General features: G+C 72.2%; 13 protein-coding genes. 9 read left to right on the top strand and 4 right to left on the bottom strand.

Annotated features, from left to right (window positions below; all coding sequences use genetic code 11):
* Nucleotides 1-1076: NAD(P)(+) transhydrogenase (Re/Si-specific) subunit beta (locus R3E98_21105; GenBank protein MEZ4425907.1), on the top strand; the 1076-nt coding region annotated here is incomplete at its 5' end.
* 104 nt (nucleotides 1077-1180) lie between these two features.
* Here R3E98_21105 and R3E98_21100 read toward each other — a convergent pair.
* Nucleotides 1181-1819: a hypothetical protein gene (locus R3E98_21100; GenBank protein ID MEZ4425906.1), complete on the bottom strand. Its 639-nt coding sequence runs from the start codon at nucleotides 1817-1819 to the stop codon at nucleotides 1181-1183.
* 4 nt (nucleotides 1820-1823) lie between these two features.
* The gene (locus R3E98_21095; protein MEZ4425905.1) at nucleotides 1824-5867 is read right to left on the bottom strand and encodes an ATP-binding protein; all 4044 of its coding nucleotides are present in this window, start codon (nucleotides 5865-5867) and stop codon (nucleotides 1824-1826) included.
* A gap of 100 nt (nucleotides 5868-5967) precedes the next feature.
* Here R3E98_21095 and R3E98_21090 point away from each other — a divergent pair, with 100 nt between their 5' ends.
* From R3E98_21090 to bshB1, 6 genes are all read left to right on the top strand, one after another.
* Entirely contained in the window at nucleotides 5968-6681 is a 714-nt protein-coding gene (locus tag R3E98_21090; protein ID MEZ4425904.1) for a hypothetical protein, read from the top strand.
* Nucleotides 6682-6886: 205 nt separating this feature from the next.
* Complete coding sequence (locus tag R3E98_21085) at nucleotides 6887-8389, top strand: TolC family protein (GenBank protein ID MEZ4425903.1); 1503 nt, start codon at nucleotides 6887-6889, stop codon at nucleotides 8387-8389.
* 9 nt (nucleotides 8390-8398) lie between these two features.
* A complete protein-coding gene (locus R3E98_21080; protein ID MEZ4425902.1) occupies nucleotides 8399-9667 on the top strand; it encodes an efflux RND transporter periplasmic adaptor subunit in 1269 nt (422 codons plus the stop codon).
* A 5-nt stretch (nucleotides 9668-9672) separates the two neighbouring features.
* Nucleotides 9673-10914 (top strand): ABC transporter permease, encoded by a 1242-nt coding sequence (locus R3E98_21075; GenBank protein ID MEZ4425901.1) that lies wholly within the window; start codon nucleotides 9673-9675, stop codon nucleotides 10912-10914.
* 16 nt (nucleotides 10915-10930) lie between these two features.
* Nucleotides 10931-12199 (top strand): ABC transporter permease, encoded by a 1269-nt coding sequence (locus tag R3E98_21070; protein ID MEZ4425900.1) that lies wholly within the window; start codon nucleotides 10931-10933, stop codon nucleotides 12197-12199.
* Between the two features lie 5 nt (nucleotides 12200-12204).
* Nucleotides 12205-12927 (top strand): bacillithiol biosynthesis deacetylase BshB1, encoded by a 723-nt coding sequence (bshB1, locus tag R3E98_21065; GenBank protein MEZ4425899.1) that lies wholly within the window; start codon nucleotides 12205-12207, stop codon nucleotides 12925-12927.
* Nucleotides 12928-12950: 23 nt separating this feature from the next.
* On the opposite strand, the gene R3E98_21060 is transcribed toward bshB1, so the two are convergent.
* Nucleotides 12951-13292, bottom strand: coding sequence for a hypothetical protein (locus R3E98_21060; protein MEZ4425898.1), 342 nt, complete (start codon nucleotides 13290-13292; stop codon nucleotides 12951-12953).
* 145 nt (nucleotides 13293-13437) lie between these two features.
* On the opposite strand from R3E98_21060, the gene R3E98_21055 reads away from it, so the two are divergent.
* Nucleotides 13438-14586: a cysteine desulfurase family protein gene (locus tag R3E98_21055; GenBank protein ID MEZ4425897.1), complete on the top strand. Its 1149-nt coding sequence runs from the start codon at nucleotides 13438-13440 to the stop codon at nucleotides 14584-14586.
* On the top strand, nucleotides 14583-15689 hold the full coding sequence (gene mnmA / locus R3E98_21050) for a tRNA 2-thiouridine(34) synthase MnmA (protein ID MEZ4425896.1): 1107 nt from the start codon (nucleotides 14583-14585) through the stop codon (nucleotides 15687-15689). Before R3E98_21055 ends, mnmA begins: the two co-directional genes overlap by 4 nt.
* Here the strand turns inward: mnmA and dnaJ are convergent.
* Nucleotides 15679-16791: a molecular chaperone DnaJ gene (dnaJ, locus tag R3E98_21045; protein MEZ4425895.1), complete on the bottom strand. Its 1113-nt coding sequence runs from the start codon at nucleotides 16789-16791 to the stop codon at nucleotides 15679-15681. The two genes, mnmA and dnaJ, sit on opposite strands and share 11 nt — an antisense overlap.
* Between the last annotated feature and the right edge of the window lie 5 nt (nucleotides 16792-16796).

Raw genomic sequence — 16796 nt, 5'->3', positions numbered from 1 at the left:
CCGCCGAGTTCGTGCGTCTCAGCGTGGCACCGTCCGGCCTGCCTGGCATGGAGGGCTCCACCCTCATGCTGAGCACGCTCATCGGGGCGGTGACGCTGTCGGGGAGCTTCATCGCCTTCGCCAAGCTGCAGGGCATGATGACCGGGAGCCCCATCACGTTCCCGCTCCAGAAGACGGTCAGCGCGCTGCTGTTCCTGGGCCTCATCGGGATTGCCGTCTTCCTGGTGGCCCAGGAACCGTCCTCCACGCTGTTCTGGGTCTTCAACGGGCTCGCGCTGCTGCTCGGCATCCTGCTGGTCATCCCGATCGGTGGAGCCGACATGCCGGTCGTGATCTCCCTCCTGAACTCCTACTCCGGTCTGGCCGCCTCCGCGGCCGGATTCGTGATCGGGAACCACATCCTGATCATCGCGGGCGCGTTGGTGGGTGCATCCGGCCTCATCCTGACGCAGCTGATGTGCAAGGCCATGAACCGCTCGCTCGCCAACGTGGCGTTCGGTGCGTTCGGCGCGGTCGAGGGGGCGGCCAAGATCTCGCGCGGCGATCGGCCCGTCCGGGACGTCGACGCGGAGCAGGCGGCCATGGTGCTGGGCTACGCCCAGTCCGTGATCGTCGTGCCCGGGTACGGCCTGGCGGTGGCGCAGGCCCAGCACGAGCTGCGCAAGATGGCGGATATCCTGGCCGAGCGGGGTGTCGACGTGCGGTATGCCATCCACCCGGTGGCGGGCCGGATGCCCGGACACATGAACGTGCTGCTCGCCGAGGCCGACGTGCCCTACGACAAGCTGTTCGACCTCGACGACATCAACGACGAGTTCGAGCGGACGGACGCGGTGCTGATCGTGGGCGCGAACGACGTGGTCAACCCGGCCGCGCGCGATCCCAAGAGCGTCATCGCCGGCATGCCCATCCTGGACGTGGATCGGGCCCGGAACGTGATCGTCATCAAGCGGAGCTTGAGCCCCGGGTTCGCCGGCATCGACAACGACCTGTTCTACATGGACAAGACGATGATGTTCTTCGCGGACGCGAAGGAGGCGGTGTCGGGGCTGGTGAAGGCCGTGCGCGAGCTGTAGGCGGGCCGCTTCGGAGCTGCCCCGGTCCGGAGCGGACGCTCCGGGAGCCGGGACCGAGCGATGGGTCCACGGGCGTCGGCGCGGTCGCGCCGGCGCCCGTCGCGTCAGGTGCGCAGGTGGACCAGGATCCGCCGCACGTCCGACCGGATGGTGGCGAGCTGGTCGCGCACCTCCGCGAGTTGCTCCGTGGAGAGGCTGCTCGGAGCGCCGGAGCCGTGGAACAGCGCGAAGAAGAGCGCGTCGGTGTGGCCCACGTTGGCGAACGTCACGCCCCGATCGATGATCCGGTTGAGCCGCAGGATCTCCCGCAGGAGCATCGGCGTCCCCCGCACCGAGGGCGGCGTGACGAACATCAAGCGGATGGTCGCCTCCCGCAGCAGCTGGAACTCGTCGATGATCTCGCCGGCGGCCAACCCCCGCATCGCGCCCACGGAGCCGTACAGCTCGGCGCACTGGCGCCAGTACGGCTCGACCTGGGTGCGATAGGGACCGAGACAGGCGGGGAGCAGCGTGAGCAGCTCGTCGTAGAACTCCCCGAGCAGCGCCTTCGCCTCCGGGTCGAGTCCTCCCGCGCGGGCGTCGACGTCCAGCAGCCAGCGGGACGCCAGCACGGACGCGTGCTCGCCCATCCAGCCGCCGAGATCGGTGCGGTCCAACCCACGGAACTGGGGCTCGCTCGCCAAGCGGCGCGCGGGCGGGCGCAGGCCCCGGGTGGAGCCGTCGGGGGTGGAGTGTTGCGTCACGGCGTCAAGCTCGCGTCTCCGCGCCGGCCCCGCCAGTCTCGGCACCCGCGAGCCAAGGCGATAGCAGGATCCGGACGACCGTCCCTTCGCCGCTGGCGCTCTCCGCGCTCACGCTTCCCCCCCACGATTCCACGAGCCGCCGCACGATGGCGAGCCCGAGTCCGGTGCCACGCGAGCGGGTGGAGAAGCGCGGCTCGAACACCCGTGCGAGGTCGGCGGCGGGAATGCCCACGCCATCGTCGACGACGCAGACTTCGATCAGGCCCGCGCGCGCCTCCGCCTGGACGCGCACGGTGCCGCGCTCGCCTACCGCGGTGCGCGCGTTCTCGAGGAGGTTGACCAGGACTTCCTTCAGCTGCGCTTCGCGCGCCCGCACCGGCGGCAGGCCCGCCGCGATATCCGCCTCGAAGCGCACGCCGTCCTCCGGCGCGGCGTACAACGCCAGCAGGTCGGCGACGACGGGCCCCACCTCGACGCGCTCCAGCGGCGCGCCCTCGCCTTCCCCCTCGGGGGCGGAGAAGCGGGAGAAGCTGCCTGCGATCTCGGCGAGACGGTCGATCTCCCCCAGGATCGCCCCCACGTTGCGTTGCAGCACGGTGCCGTAGTCGTTCACGCCGTCGTCCCAGGCACGCTGGATGTGCTGCACGCTCAACTTGATGGGGGTCAAGGGGTTCTTGACCTCGTGGGCGATCTGCCGTGCCATCTCGCCCCAGGCCAGCACGCGCTCGGCCCGCATCTCGTCGGTCACGTCCGCGAGGCTGAAGACCGCACCGCCGAGGGGCTCGGCGCGCGAGATCCGACGGCCCCGGGCGCGGACGCGCCGCTCCCCGAACTCGAACTCGACCGTGCCTTCGGGCAGCCCGTCCTCGAAGAAGCGGTCCACCCAGGCCGCGAAGGCATGGGCTCGCTCGCCGGCCGACCGCGGCAGCACCTCGCCCGGGACGAGGTCCGCCGCCAGGATGGCCTCGGCCCGTGGGTTGACGAGCACGACCTGGCCCTCGGGATCGAGCGCGATCACGCCGGTCGCAGCCTCCTCGACGATCGCCTGGGTGCGCCGCGTCGTGCGGGTCAACGCGTCGCGGGTGGTTCCCAGACGCGCCACCATGCGGTTGAAGGCCAGGAACACCGCGCCGAACTCGTCCTCGCGCTCCTCGGGCAGCCGGACCTCCAGGTTGCCCGCCCCGACGCGCTCGGAGGCCACGCGCAGGGTCTCGATGGGGCGCGTGAGGGTCCGTCCCACCAGGAGGGCGAGCCCCAACGAGAATGCGCCGCCCAGCAGCAGGATGAAGCCCAGCACCTCGAAGGTCTCGCGACGCCGGAGCGCGGTCGCCCCCACCTGCAGCGAGGCCGGGGAGGCCAGCACCCGGCCGTCGCCGAGGGAGCGGTACGCCATGACGTAGTGCCAGCGCCCCACCTGTCCCGGCGCGGACGCCGTCAACGCCTGCCCCCCCGAGAGCGCCTGGTGCACGTCCATCGGCAGCCAGCCCGGATAGATGCCCAGCTCCACCAGCTCCACGACCGCGCCGCTCAGCAGGGCCCCATCGCGGTAGAGGAGGAGGTCCGCGCCGACCTGGGCGGCGAGCGGGCCCAGATCGCGACCGGGGCCCGGGAAGGACTGGGCGGCCTCCTCGGCGACCCGGGTCGCGAGCGCCTCCGCCGTCCGGTCGGCCGCGCGGGCCAGCGTGCGCAAGGCCAGGATGCCGATGACGACCGTGGAGAGGAGGAAGAAGCCGAACAGCCCCAGCGTCACCCGGCCGCGGAACGACGTGAGCACCCCGGACCAGGCGATGCCGTATCCTCCCTGCGGCCTCAGCTCGACCGCGCGCCCAGCGGCGAACAGGAGACCCACGAGGGCGACGCCTCCCGCGAAGAGCAGCGTTCCGCGCACCAGGGCCAGCCAGGTCCCGGAGAGATCCAGCCGATACCGGGCGCGGTAGGCGCCGTCCGGGAACGCCACGACGCGCTCGGCGGTGAGCCCGCCGTCCGCCGCGGTCCAGTCCAGGCGTGCCTCCCCATCGGCGGCGCCCTCGTACTCGACCGGAACCAGCGACAGGGGGCTGTCCCGGGTCCGCTCCACGCCGGAGAAGAGCGGGCCCAGCGGGGAGGTTCCGACGAGCTCCCGCCGGGGCGGGATCGCCACGCTTCCCACCGCGCCGTCCCCGAGGGGATAGATCCCGAGGTACAGCAGGTCGGGGCGGTCGACCCGGCGGATGGCGCTCTGCCCGCTCGCCCGCGCCTGATCGAGGTCCGCGGCGGAGAGATCCGGCGTGTCGGTGCCCATCCCGATCGGCAGCACCTCACGTGGGAGATTGTCGGGGGCCCACAACGTGAGCCACAACGGGATCTCGACATCGGCGAGCCCCGACGCCTGCCAGGTCTCATAGAGCAGCTCGATGGGCCGCTCGACCTCGTCCTGGAGGCGCCGCATCTCCTCACCGGCCCGCTCCAGCAGGAACTCGACGTACGGGTCGGAGGCCGACCCCAGCCGGGTCAGCTCGTCGCCCACGGAGCGCATCCGGGCCTGCGTCCGCTGACCCCACGCCACGGGGACGACCGCCGACAGCGCGAGGAGGGCGCCGGCCACGACCGTGACGGCGCTGCGGAGCCGCCCCGGCCGCGAGCCGAGCGCCCACGCCGCCAGGGCGGCGGGCGCCGCCCAGCCCGCCGCCCATAGCGGCGCCACCGGAAGACCGGCCTGGACGCGTCGACCGAGGAGCAGCGCAGCGCCCACCGCGACCCCCAGGGCGAGCACGAGCCAGCCCATCCGGAGGCCGTGATCTCCCCGGCGCGGTCGACCGAGCGAAAGGGCCTGCACCGCGACGATCGCGGCGGCGGTCGCGAGCACGAGGGTGTAGACGATCCAGCGGGCCTCGGGGCCGGCCAGGATCGACGTCGACGCGCCGGCGGCCAACCAGCCGATCAGCAGCGGGAGGCCCACCGCGGTCGCCAGGGCCGTGACGAGGGGACCTCCCCGCCGGGAGGGCGGGCTCACCAGGCCGAGCCAGATGGCCAGCGCGCCCACCACCAGCATCACCCGGCCCAGGGACGCCGGGAGTCCCGGAAGGAGGTAGTCGGCCGGGGAGAAGAACGGCAGCACGCCGAAGAGGCGCTCGACCGGCAGGAGCAGGGCGAGTGCGCCCACGGTCAGCGCCACCGCCGGGACGCGCCAGCTCAGCGGGGACAGCCGCAGCAGGACCAGCCAGGCGGCCAGGGCCAGCGCCAGGACGCGGCGCGCCCAGCGCCCCTGGGTGGATCGGTAGCGCTCGGCCTGGGCCGGTCGGACCACCTGCATGCTGAAGAGCGTGCGCTCCTCCCAGCGGAAGTCCCACACCGCCGGCCCCTGGACCCGCTCGCCCGTGGAGATCCGGATCTCCTCGCCCGTCCCCTCGCGGAAGCGTGACGCGAAGCTCTCATGCTCGCCGGCGGCGAGCGTGGCCGGCAGCTCCGCGCGCAGGAGCGCAGCACCCACCACCACCGTCTGGCCGCCGGGCGACGGCAGGGTGAAGTAGAGGTACCCGAAGAGCGGCGTCTCGTGGTAGAGATAGGAGCGGAAGTCGGTGCGGACCGCTTCGGGCACCTCCCCGTGGTGGACGCCCGTCCACAGGAGCGGCACGCCGGACAGATCGTACACGGCCAGCGCGGAGAGGCCGCCCCGTCCCCGCGCGTCCTCCAGATCCTCCAGCGTGGGAAGGACGGTGCCGGACGAAGCCGCCACGTCCGCCACCGCGGCATCCCCCCGCGCGATGAGGGCCTCGATGCGCTGTTGGAGCGCCTCTCCGGCCTGCGCCTCCTGGCGCGACCAATAGGTGGGCCACTCCTGCGTGATCCGGTGTAGCGTCTCGACGCCCACCCCGGCCACGGCGGCCGCGGCGCCCGCGAGCAGGGTCAGCGCCAGGGGGCCCCGCCCCCGCCAGCGCCCGACCGCCCAGCCCAGACCGAGGGCCCCCAGGGCGCCCGCGATCCACAGCCACGAGGGCCAGCGCAGCCACGCGAGCAAGGAGCCCAGGGCGACCCAGCCCCAGCGCGTCTGCATGCGGGCGGCGCTCATGCGGCTTGAACCCCCCTTGGGGGCGGGGGTAGGATCGGCGGTGCGCTTCCGGACCCTCCGGAGCGCTCCGGCCGCACGGCCTCAACGCGGGAACGTCGCAATGCGCGCAGTGCTTCTCGTTCTGTGGGGGGTCTCCATCCTGTTCGCGGGAGCCCAGGCGCTCCGCGCGCAGGAAGTTACCCTCGACGAGGGGACCTTCACCATCTACGAGGGCGATACCGAGGTCGGCACCGAGACGTTCTCCATCCGGGCCTCGGGAAGCGGCGCGGACCGCCGCGTCGTGGCCGGCGCCCGGGTGCACGTCACCGGCGGAGGCAGCCCGCGCGACACCGAGACGGCGCTGGAGCTTCGCGGAGACGACGAGCACGTCGTCCGCTACACGGCCCAGGTCGCGGGCGCGGAGCCCCTGGACGTACGCTACGAAGAGGACGCGCCCGGCCGGCTCAGCATGATCCGCCGGACCTCGGTGGGCGAGCGGGCCCGGGAGATGCGCGCCCCCGACGGCATGCTCGTCCTCGACGCCGGCGTGGTCCACCACCTGCACTTCGCCGCCGCCCGGCTCCGGGCCGGCGCCCGGCAGCTGCCCATCCTCGTCCCCATCGAGGGGGAGTCGGGCACGGTCACGCTGCGCGACGCCGGGGCGGGCAGCGTCCGCGTGGCCGGAACCGAGGTCTCCGCCCAGCGGATGCGGGTCGAGTCCAGCAACGGCGCGGCGCTGGAGGTCTGGCTCGACGGCGCCGGCCGCGTGCTGGCCGTCGAGCGCACCGCCGAGCGCGGGGTCGCCTTCCGCGCCGTACGCACCCGCGTGCCCTGACGGGTGCGCCGGCCCACGGATCCTGCTCCCCGGTGCGTCGCCCGGGCCCGCCCGTGAAGGAACGGGCCCGCCGCTCCGTAGGGGCAGGCGAACGAGGGGATGCAGTCCGCGGGGGCACCCGACCGTGAAACCCGCCGACGGCCCGGCCCGTAGCGCCAGCCGTGCCTCGCCGCCACCCGCTCCTCCCCGACGCCAGGGAAACCCGATGAAGCCGATCCGGCCCACCCGCTGGTGGTCCTCGCTGTTGCTCGTGCTTGCGGCACCGCTGCAGGCCCAGAGCACCCTTCCTTCGCCGCTGCCCCTGGAGGAGGCGCTGGACCTGGCCCGCCGGCACAGCCCGGTCTACGCCCAGGTCCGCAACGACCTCGACGCCGCCGCCTGGCAGGTGCGCTCGGCCTACGCGTCCTGGATCCCCTCGTTCAACGTCGGGGGAGGCATCGGCTGGCAGGGGGTGGGGGACCAGTCGTTCGGGGCCATCACGGCCGGGCAGCTCGGGCTCGCGGACCAGCCGTCGTACCTCACGTCCAGCTACAGCCTGAGCAGCAACCTGCAGATCAACGGCCGCACGCTCCTGGCGCCGTCGCAGGCCAAGGCGGAGCAGAACGCCAGCGAGGCGTCGGTCCGGTCGGGGGCAGCCCAACTCGACTTCGCCATCACGCAGGCCTATCTGGCCGTGCTGCGCGCCGAACAGGGCCGGACGCTCGCGGCCCAGGAGCTCGAGCGCGCCCGGTTCAACGCCCGCCTGGCCCAGGCCCGCCGCGACGTGGGCGCCGCCTCGCAGCTCGACGTGGCCCAGGCGGAGGTCGCGGTGGGGCGCGCACAGGTGAACCTGCTGCAGTCGGAGACCACGTTGCACACCGCCCGGTTGCGGTTGGCCCAGGGCGTGGGACTGCCGCTCGGGGATACGCTCGTGCTCCCCTCGTCCTTCGAGCTCGCCGAGCCCGTGTGGAGCGAGGACGAGCTCTATCAGGCAGCCATCGACGGCAATCCCGGGCTGGCGGCCCTGCGGGCCAACGAGGAGGCCTCCGACGTGGGCGTCCGGATGGCCCGCACCGAATACCTGCCGAGCCTCTCGCTGTCGGCCAGCATCGGCGGCTTTGCCCGGCAGGCCTCCAACACCACCAGCCTGATCCAGGGCGCCATGTCGCAGGCCAACCAGCAGATCGACCAGTGCGAGGCGCTCAACGAGCTGTTCCGGCGCCTCACCGATCCGCTCCCCACGGAGGACTGCACCCGCTTCGCGTTCACGGACACGCAGCGTCAGGCCATCGAGTCGTCGAACGACGTCTTCCCGTTCGACTTCACCCGCAACGCACCGTCCCTCTCGCTGTCCTTGAGCCTGCCCGTCTTCCAGGGTCTCAATCGCCAGCGCCAGGTCGAGGTGGCGCGCGTGCAGCGCGACGACCTGCGCTGGCGCATCCGCGAGCAGGAGCTCCAGCTGCAGACGGACATCGCGGCGGGCCTGGCCGCCGTGCGCAACGGCTATGCCGGCGCCTTGATCGAGCAGCGCAACCAGGAGTACGCGAGCGAGCAGCTGCGACTCGCGCAGGAGCAGTACCGCATCGGGTCGGTCAGCTTCATCGATCTGGTGGAGGCGGAGACCGTGAAGGCCCAGGCGGACCGGGCCCTCATCGATGCCGTCTTCACCTACCACGAGAACCTGGCCAGCCTGGAGTCGCTGGTCGGCACCTCCCTCCGCAGCCGCTGAGACCAACGAATGACCACTGCCAGAAAGGCGCTGATCGGCGTCGCCGTCGCCGTCGTGCTCGGGATCGCCGCGTTCGTGAGCGTCCGCAATGCCAGGGACCGGGGCGCCGAAGTGCGCTTCGAGACCATCCAGCGCCGTGACCTGGTCGCGATCGTGACGGCCAACGGCTACATCCGCGCGCGACGTTCCGTCGACATCTCCGCCGACGTCTCCGGGCGCGTCGTGGAGCTGAACGTGGACGAAGGGGACGACGTCCAGGAAGGCGAGGTGCTGCTGCGCATCGATCCGACCCAGTGGGACGCGGTACTCTCGCGCGCGCAGGCCAGCCAGAGCCAGGCGTCGGCGCAGGCGAAGCAGCAGGAAGCCAACCTCCTGCGGGCGCAGCGCGAGCACGAGCGGGCCCAGCAGCTGTGGGCACGCGACTCCACCCTGATCAGCCGTCAGCAGGTGGAGGATGCGGAGACCAACCTCGAGGTGCAGCGCTCCCTGGGCGAGGCCGCGTCCTTCGGCGTGCAGCAGGCGGAGGCCAGCGTGCGGGAGGCACGGGAAAACCTGGCCAAGACGGTGATCCGGGCCCCGATGACCGGAAAGGTCACGCGCCTCAACATCGAGCAGGGGGAGACGGCGATCATCGGAACGATGAACAACCCGGGCAGCCTGCTGCTCACCATCAGCGACCTCTCGGTCATCGAGGCCGTGATGGAGGTGGACGAGACGGACGTGCCCGAGATCGCGCTCGGGGACAGCGCCAGCGTGGAGCTGGACGCCTTCCCGGACCGGGCGTTCGTGGGCGAGGTCACCGAGATCGGGAACAGCGCCATCAGCCCGCCCTCCGCCAACACCGGTGGACAGACGCAGACCATCGACTTCGAGGTGGTGATCACGCTCACCGACGCGGCCGAGGAGCTCCGTCCCGATCTCTCCGCGACGGCGGAGATCGTGACCGAGCAACGCGCCGACGTGGTCGCGGCGCCCATCATCGCCGTCACCGCGCGCGACGCGGAGGGCGAAGCGCTCTCCAGTGACACCACGCGCGCCGGGCAGGAGCAGCAGGCCGTGGAGGGCGTCTTCCTGGTCCAGGACGGTGTGGCCGTCTTCCGGGCCGTCAAGCTCGGCATCGCCGGTCAGGACTACTTCGAGATCATCGAGGGCCTCGAAGCCGGCGAGATCGTGGTGGGAGGACCCTACCAGGTGGTGCGCACGCTCACGGACGGGGATCCCGTGCGCGAGCAGGTGGACGAGCCGACGGATCGACGCGGCGGACCCGGCGGGCGGTAGCGGCCATGGAGCTCCTCGAAGGCGTCCGGCTGGCGCTGCAGCAGATCCGCGCCCAGAAGCTGAAGAGCTTCTTCAGCGTGCTGGGCGTGATCATCGGCGTCATGTTCCTCATCACCGTGGTGAGCGTGGTGGAGGGGATGGACCGGTACGTCCGGGACGACCTCGGCAGCGAGATCTTCGGGATCAACACCGTGACGGTGGACCGCATCGGCACCGTGGTCGGGAACCTCACGGACGAGGAGTGGCGGGCGCTGCGACGACGGCCCCAGCTCACCGTCGCCGACGCCGATCGGATCCGGGAAGCCCTCCCCATCCCGGGCGTGGTCAGCGTGCAGGTCGACAGCCGCGCCCCCATCGCGACCTACGGCGGCGTGCAGGTGGACAACGTGGAGATCATCGCCGCCGACGAGCCCATCTTCGCCATCCGCGGCTGGGTGGTCGAGGAGGGACGGGCCTTCAGCCCCCAGGAGGCGGAGCGCGGCTCGGCGGCCGTGGTCCTGGGACGGGACGTGGTCGATGCCCTCTTCCCCGAAGGCGGCGCGATCGGGCAGCGCGTCAAGATCGCGGGAGAGCCGTTCCGCGTCGTGGGTATCCTGGAGCGGATGGGTTCGGTGCTCGGCCAATCCCGCGACAACAAGGCCGTGGCGCCCTTCGAGTCGCCGTTGGGGCGGATCGCCAGCCCGCGCGGCTATCTGGAGGAGATCATCGTCCAGACGCCCACGCCCGAGCTGGTGCCGACGGCCCGCGACGAGGTGGAAGGCATCCTGCGCGCACAGCGCCGGCTCCGGCCCGCGGACGACAACAACTTCGCGGTGGAGACGCAGGAGGAATCCCTGTCCTTCTGGGAACGGATCTCCACCATCCTCTACGTGGCCTTCCCCACGCTGGTCGCCATCTCGCTCATCGTGGGCGGGATCGTGATCATGAACATCATGCTGGTCTCCGTCATGGAGCGCACCCGGGAGATCGGGGTCCGCAAAGCCATCGGCGCGCGCCAGCGCGACATCCTCACGCAGGTCCTGGTCGAGTCGTCCACGCTGTCCCTCTTCGGGGCGGGGACCGGGGTGGTGATCGGCGTCGGGCTGAGCTGGCTGGTGCGCACCGTCACGCCCCTGCCCGCCGCCGTCGCCGTGCGCTGGGTGGTGGTGGCGGTGGTGCTGGGCGTCGCCACCGGTGTGATCGCCGGCGTCTACCCGGCGCGCCGCGCCGCGCGGCTGGACCCGGTCGACGCGCTACGCTACGAATGACGGAGGCGGAGGCGACATGAACGGTCTCACCACGCTGGTCGAAGGCACGCGGGTCGCGCTCGACGCGCTGCGCGCCAACAAGATCCGCGCCGGACTCACCGTCGTGGGCATTGCGATCGGTGTCGCCGTGGTGGTGGCGATGGCCAGCGTCATCACCGGCATCCGCTCGGGCATCGCCGAGTCGTTCGAGGCCGCGGGGCCACGCAACTTCGTGGTGATGCCGTTCGACCTCACCGGGATCCGGATCGTGAACGACGGCGGCAGCGGGCCTCCCTGGTGGAAGAACCCCGAGATCACCGACGCCGAGGTGACCCGCGTGGCCGCGCTGCCCGCCATCCGCTCCGCGGGTGCCGCCATCAACTTCCAGATCGAGATGTCACGCGGGAAGGACCGGGTGAGCAACGTGGACTCCCAGGGCCATACGTCCGGATGGGAGCTCTACGCCTCCGGCGAGTTCGTGGCAGGTCGGAACTTCACGCCGGTGGAGGTGGCCGAAGGTCGCCCGGTGGCCGTGATCTCCGACCGCCTGGCGGAGGAGCTGTTCGGCGCCCGTGATCCGATCGGCGAATGGGTGCGGGCCACCTCCGGGTGGCGTGGCGTCAACGAGCGCTTCACGATCGTCGGCGTCTACAAGCAGTCGGAGAACGTGTTCGGCAACGCCCAACCCTTCTTCGCCATCTTCCCCTACACGACCGCCGTGCGGCGGCTGAAGGCGCGCAACGCCTTCTCCTTCGCGCAGATCCTGGTGGTCCCCGAGGACGACGTCACGCTGGAGGAGGCCAAGGACCAGGTCATCTCCACGCTACGCTCGTCCCGCGGGCTGCGTCCGGAGGAGGAGAACAACTTCTGGCTGATGCAGCCGACCGAGCTGCTCGATCTGTTCAACCGCTTCACCGGCGCGTTCTTCGCGGTGATGCTCGCGCTCTCCTCGGTGGCGTTGATGGTCGGCGGCGTCGGAGTCATCGGGATCATGTTGATCTCCGTCACGGAGCGCACCCGCGAGATCGGGGTCCGGAAGGCCGTGGGCGCCAATCGCCGGGAGATCCTGTGGCAGTTCCTGGTGGAGGCGTCGGCGCTCACGCTCGTGGGCAGCGCCGTGGGCCTCGGCATCGGCGCGCTGGCCTCGTGGGGGGTGGCGCGCTTCACACCCGTGCCCGCCGAGATCCCGATCTGGTCCGTGGCGGTGGCGTTGCTGGCCGCCGCGCTGACCGGCATGCTCTTCGGTCTGCTGCCCGCCATCCGCGCCGCCCGACTCGACCCCGTCGTCGCGCTGCGCTACGAGTGAGCGCCATGGATCCGCTCGACCTGCTCGTGGTGATGGCGCATCCGGACGACGCCGAGCTGTTGTGCGGCGGCACGCTGCTCAAGTGCGCCGACCAAGGGCTGCGCACGGGTGTGCTCGACCTCACACGCGGCGAGTCCGGGACGTCCGGCACGGCCGAGCGTCGGGCGCGGGAGGCCGAGGAGGCCGCCCGCGCGCTGGGACTGGCCGTGCGGCGCAATGCCGGGCTTCCGGACGCCCGCCTGGAGAACACCCTTTCCGCCCGCATGGCGGTCGCCACGCTGCTCCGCGAGTTGCGTCCGGTGATCGTCGTGACGCACTGGCCGGTGGCACGCCACCCGGACCACCGGGTCGCGGCCGAGATCGCCCGGGACGCCTCCTTCCTCTCCGGGCTCCGCGGCTTCGAGGGCGCGGGCGACCCGCATCGGCCCCGCAACGTGCTGCACGCGCTCGCATTCCACGACGACGCGCCGACGCCTTCCTTCGTCGTGGACATCAGCGCGCAGATCGACCGCAAGATCGAGGCGCTGCGCTGCTACGCTTCGCAGTTCGAGGGCAAGACCGGCTTCGGTGGGGTGCACGCAGGCGGCGACCGGCTGCTGTACGACCAGGTGCGCGTGCACGCCGCGCGCGACGGCGCCCGGATCCGGCGTCGGTATGGCGAGCCGTTCTGGATCCGCGAGACGCTGGAGCTGGACACGCCCCTCGCGGTCTCCGTCTCCACGTTCTGACGTCCTACCCCGCTGCGGGACGGTCAGGAGTCGGCGTCGGCGGCGCACTCCACGTGGATCACCAGGCGCCGCCAGGAGGGCGCGTCGGCGCCGTGTACCCGCACCGCCTCCGCGTTGGCGTGGCCCCCCCGCTGCAACCAGGGTGCGAGCCACGACCCCACCTCGTCCGGCAGGTGGCCGACCGGCTCACCACTGGCCAGGTGCACCCACACCTGCGGCTCGGCCTGGACGGGCGGATCCGGGAGCAGCAGCAGGGTGGAGCCGCACGCCAACCCGGCCAGGTGGCGCGCGCGGTCCGCGAAGACGGTGCCGTGGACCGTGACATCGAAGCTGCGGGGCCGGCCTTCGGGAAACGGGGGCAGCACCGTCGCGCGACTCCTGTCGTGGGTGGAACACCGCGGTACCGCGCCGGCCGCCGACGCCCGGGCCATGGGCGCCGGCCCGGCCAAGCGCGCGGGACCCGGTGACGAGCGCCCGGGTTAATGTATCCCGACCGTTCCCGGAGCGCCCATGGACGTCTATCTCGATCACGCCGCCACGACCCCGCCCGACCCCGAGGTGCTGGCGGCCATGGCCGCCGTGCACGCGAGCGCGCCAGGGAATCCGTCCAGCCCCCACCGGGCCGGACGGCGCGCACGGCATCTGCTCGAGGACGCGCGCGCGCGCCTGGCGCACGCGCTCGGCGCCCGTACGGAGGAGATGGTGTTCGTGCGGGGCGGCACCGAAGGCGACAACCTCGCCGTCCTGGGGCGGGCCCTGCAGGCACGACGCGAGGGCCGGGAGCGCCCCGTCGTGGCGGTTTCGGCCATCGAGCATCCGGCCGTGCGGTCCGCGGCGGAGGCGGTGCGGTCCCTGGGTGGGACGCCCCTCCATCTGCGCGTGCGCCCGGACGGACGGATCGAGCCGGAAGACCTGGAGCGCGCGCTCCACGCCCGTCCGGCCGTCGTGTCCGTGATGTGGGTGAACAACGAGACCGGGCTCCAGCCCGCCCTCGCGCCCGTGCTCGCCCAGGCCGAGGCGGCGGGGGTGCCCGTCCACACGGACGCCGTGCAGGCGGTGGGCAAGGTGCCGGTCCGCCTGGACCGGGACGCCGTGCACCTGCTGACCCTGACGGGCCACAAGCTGGGGGGACCCACGGGCGTGGGCGCGCTCTTCGTCCGCGCGGGCACCCCGCTGGCCCCGCTGCTCCACGGCGGCGGGCAGGAGCGTGCGCTCCGTCCGGGTACGGAGGACGTGGCCGGGGCCGTGGGACTCGCCACCGCCGTGGAGCGGGCCGTGCGGGAGCAGCCGGGCCGCGCCACGTCGTGGGGCGCTCTGGGCGCGCGCCTGGAGGCGGGGTTGCGCGCCCGCGTGCCCGGTCTCGTCGTCCACGGCGCCGAGGGTCCGCGTGCACCCCACATCCTCAACGTGGGTCTGCCGGGCGTGGACGGCGATGCGGTACGGGCGGGGCTCGACCTCGAAGGCGTGGCCGTCTCCGGTGGCTCGGCCTGCGCCAGCGGCAGCGGGAAGGGCAGCCACGTGCTCGAGGCGCTCTACGGGCCGGGCCTGGACCGCGCCGCGCTGCGCTTCAGCTTCGGAGCGAACACCACCCTGTCGGACGTCGACGACGCGCTGCGGGCGCTCTCGGCCGTCCTCGACCGCCTCGAGGTGCCGGCGTGAGCGCGGGACGCGTCCTGGTCGCCATGTCGGGCGGGGTGGACTCGTCGGTCGCGGCCGCGCTGCTGGTAGAACAGGGCTACGACGTGGTAGGCGTCACCATGAAGACCTTCTGCTACTCGGACGTGCCCGCCCACGGACGCACGTGTTGCGGCCTGGACGGCATCGCCGACGCGCGTCGCGTGGCCGATCGCCTGGGCATCCCGCACTACGTCTTCGACGTGGAGGAGGACTTCACGCGCGACGTCATCGACGACTTCGTGCGCGAGTACGCCGAAGGCCGCACGCCCAACCCGTGTGTGCGCTGCAACTCGAACACGAAGTTCCGCGACCTCATGCGCCGGGCGCGCGCGCTGGGGGTGGACGGCATCGCCAGCGGACACTATGCGCGCATCGCCACGGACGACGCGGGTCACCCCTGTCTGCTGCGGGGCCGGGACGCCGCCAAGGACCAGACCTACTTCCTGTGGGCTCTACCGCCCGAGCTGCTCCCTCACCTCCGCTTCCCGCTCGGCGAGCTGACGAAGCCCGAGGTGCGGGCGCGCGCCCGGGAGCTGGGGCTGATCACCGCGGACAAGGCGGAGTCCCAGGAGATCTGCTTCGTGCCAACCGGGAACTACCGCGACCTGCTGGGCCAACGCCTGGGCGCACGGCACGAGGCGCTGTCTCCCGGACCGTTCGTGGACGAGGACGGGCGCATCCTGGGCGAGCACCAAGGGTACGCCGGCTTCACGGTGGGACAGAGGCGCGGGCTGCCGGGTGGCTTTGCCGACCCCATGTTCGTGATCGCGGTGCGTCCGGCCGACCGGGCCGTGGTGATCGGTCCGCGGTCCGCACTCGAGCGGGATCGGGTGTCGGTGGACGAGGTGAACTGGCTGTCGGATCCGGTGCGACCCGGCGAGCGGGTGCAGGTGCAGCTCCGTCACCGGGCGCCGGCGGTGGATGCGGTGGTGCTGCCGGAAGAGGACGCGGCGTTGACGCTGGCCCTGGAGACGCCGCAGGCTGCGGTGACGCCCGGTCAGTCCGCGGTGGTCTTCTCGGGCGAGCGCGTGCTCGGCGGAGGCCGCATCCGCGGCGCGGCCCGGGGCGCCGAGGTCAGTGCTTGAGGCCGGCGGCCTCGGCGAACCCCTCGAACTGCTCCTTTGCTTTCGCGTCCAGCTCCTCGGGCACCTGCACCTTCACCTCGACGTACTGGTCGCCCGTCTTCCCGTTCCGGGTGATCCCCTGCCCCCGGATGCGGAACTTGGTGCCCGACTGGGTGCCGGGTGGGATCCGCAACGTGACCTTGTGATCCCCGACCGTGCGCACCCGCACCTTCGAGCCGAGCACTGCCTGGGCCACGTTGATGGGCACGGTCACATGGATGTCGAGACCCTCCCGGCGGAAGAAGCGGTCGGGCAGCACCTTGAAGGTGATCAGCAGGTCACCGGGCGGGCCGCCCTCGACGCCGCGCTCCCCCTGTCCCGCCAGACGCACCTTGGAGCCGGTCTCCACGCCCTCGGGGATCGCGACCTGGATGGCGCGCGTCTGCCGGATGGTGCCTGTTCCCGCGCACGACGGACACGGCGTCTCGGGAATGCGCCCGCGTCCCAGGCAGGCGGGACAGGGACGCTTCACCGCGAAGCCGCCCTGGCCGAAGGACACCGTGCCCGACCCACCGCACTCGGTGCAGCGGGTGATCCGCGCGCCCGGCGCCGCTCCCGTCCCGGCGCAGGTGGCGCACTCCTCGGAGATGGGCAGGTTGATGGTGACCTTCCCCCCTTCGACGGCCTGGCGGAAGGAGATCTCCACCACGTAGTCGACATTCTGGCCCTTGCCCGGACCGCGCTTGCGCTCGTCGGAACGGCGACTGCGATCGAAGATGGAGGCGAAGATGTCGCCCAGGCCTCCCAGCCCCGACAGGTCGTCGAAGCTGAAGGAACCCTCGGGGCCGGCCGTGCCCGGCCGGGGACCGGCGCCCGTGCGGTTGCCGATGCCGAACGCGCCCAGCTTGCGCATGCGGTCGTACTGCTTGCGCTTCTCCGCGTCGGAGAGCACCGAGTAGGCCTCGCCGATCTCCTTGAAGCGCTCCGCTGCCCGCGCGTCGTTGGGGTTCGCGTCGGGGTGGTGCTGCTTGGCCAGCTTGCGGTAGGCCTTCTTGATCTCGTCCGGCGTCGCGCTCTCCGCGACACCGAGGACCTTGTAGAAATCCGTGGTGCTCGCCGCCATCAGGT

This window comes from Gemmatimonadota bacterium (assembly GCA_041390125.1).
Classification (GTDB): Bacteria; Gemmatimonadota; Gemmatimonadetes; order Longimicrobiales; family Gaopeijiaceae; genus JAGQIF01.
The sequence above is the reverse complement of the archived record's forward strand: the minus strand, read 5'-3'. Positions and strand labels throughout refer to the sequence as shown.

Excerpts from the sequence above, each read along its gene's own strand:
- R3E98_21095 (MEZ4425905.1), bottom strand. The coding sequence starts at position 5,867 with ATGAGCGCCGCCCGCATGCAGACGCGCTGGGGCTGGGTCGCCCTGGGC.
- R3E98_21090 (MEZ4425904.1), top strand. The coding sequence starts at position 5,968 with ATGCGCGCAGTGCTTCTCGTTCTGTGGGGGGTCTCCATCCTGTTCGCG.
- R3E98_21085 (MEZ4425903.1), top strand. The coding sequence starts at position 6,887 with ATGAAGCCGATCCGGCCCACCCGCTGGTGGTCCTCGCTGTTGCTCGTG.
- R3E98_21080 (MEZ4425902.1), top strand. The coding sequence starts at position 8,399 with ATGACCACTGCCAGAAAGGCGCTGATCGGCGTCGCCGTCGCCGTCGTG.
- R3E98_21075 (MEZ4425901.1), top strand. The coding sequence starts at position 9,673 with ATGGAGCTCCTCGAAGGCGTCCGGCTGGCGCTGCAGCAGATCCGCGCC.
- R3E98_21070 (MEZ4425900.1), top strand. The coding sequence starts at position 10,931 with ATGAACGGTCTCACCACGCTGGTCGAAGGCACGCGGGTCGCGCTCGAC.
- bshB1 (MEZ4425899.1), top strand. The coding sequence starts at position 12,205 with ATGGATCCGCTCGACCTGCTCGTGGTGATGGCGCATCCGGACGACGCC.
- R3E98_21055 (MEZ4425897.1), top strand. The coding sequence starts at position 13,438 with ATGGACGTCTATCTCGATCACGCCGCCACGACCCCGCCCGACCCCGAG.
- dnaJ (MEZ4425895.1), bottom strand. The coding sequence starts at position 16,791 with ATGGCGGCGAGCACCACGGATTTCTACAAGGTCCTCGGTGTCGCGGAG.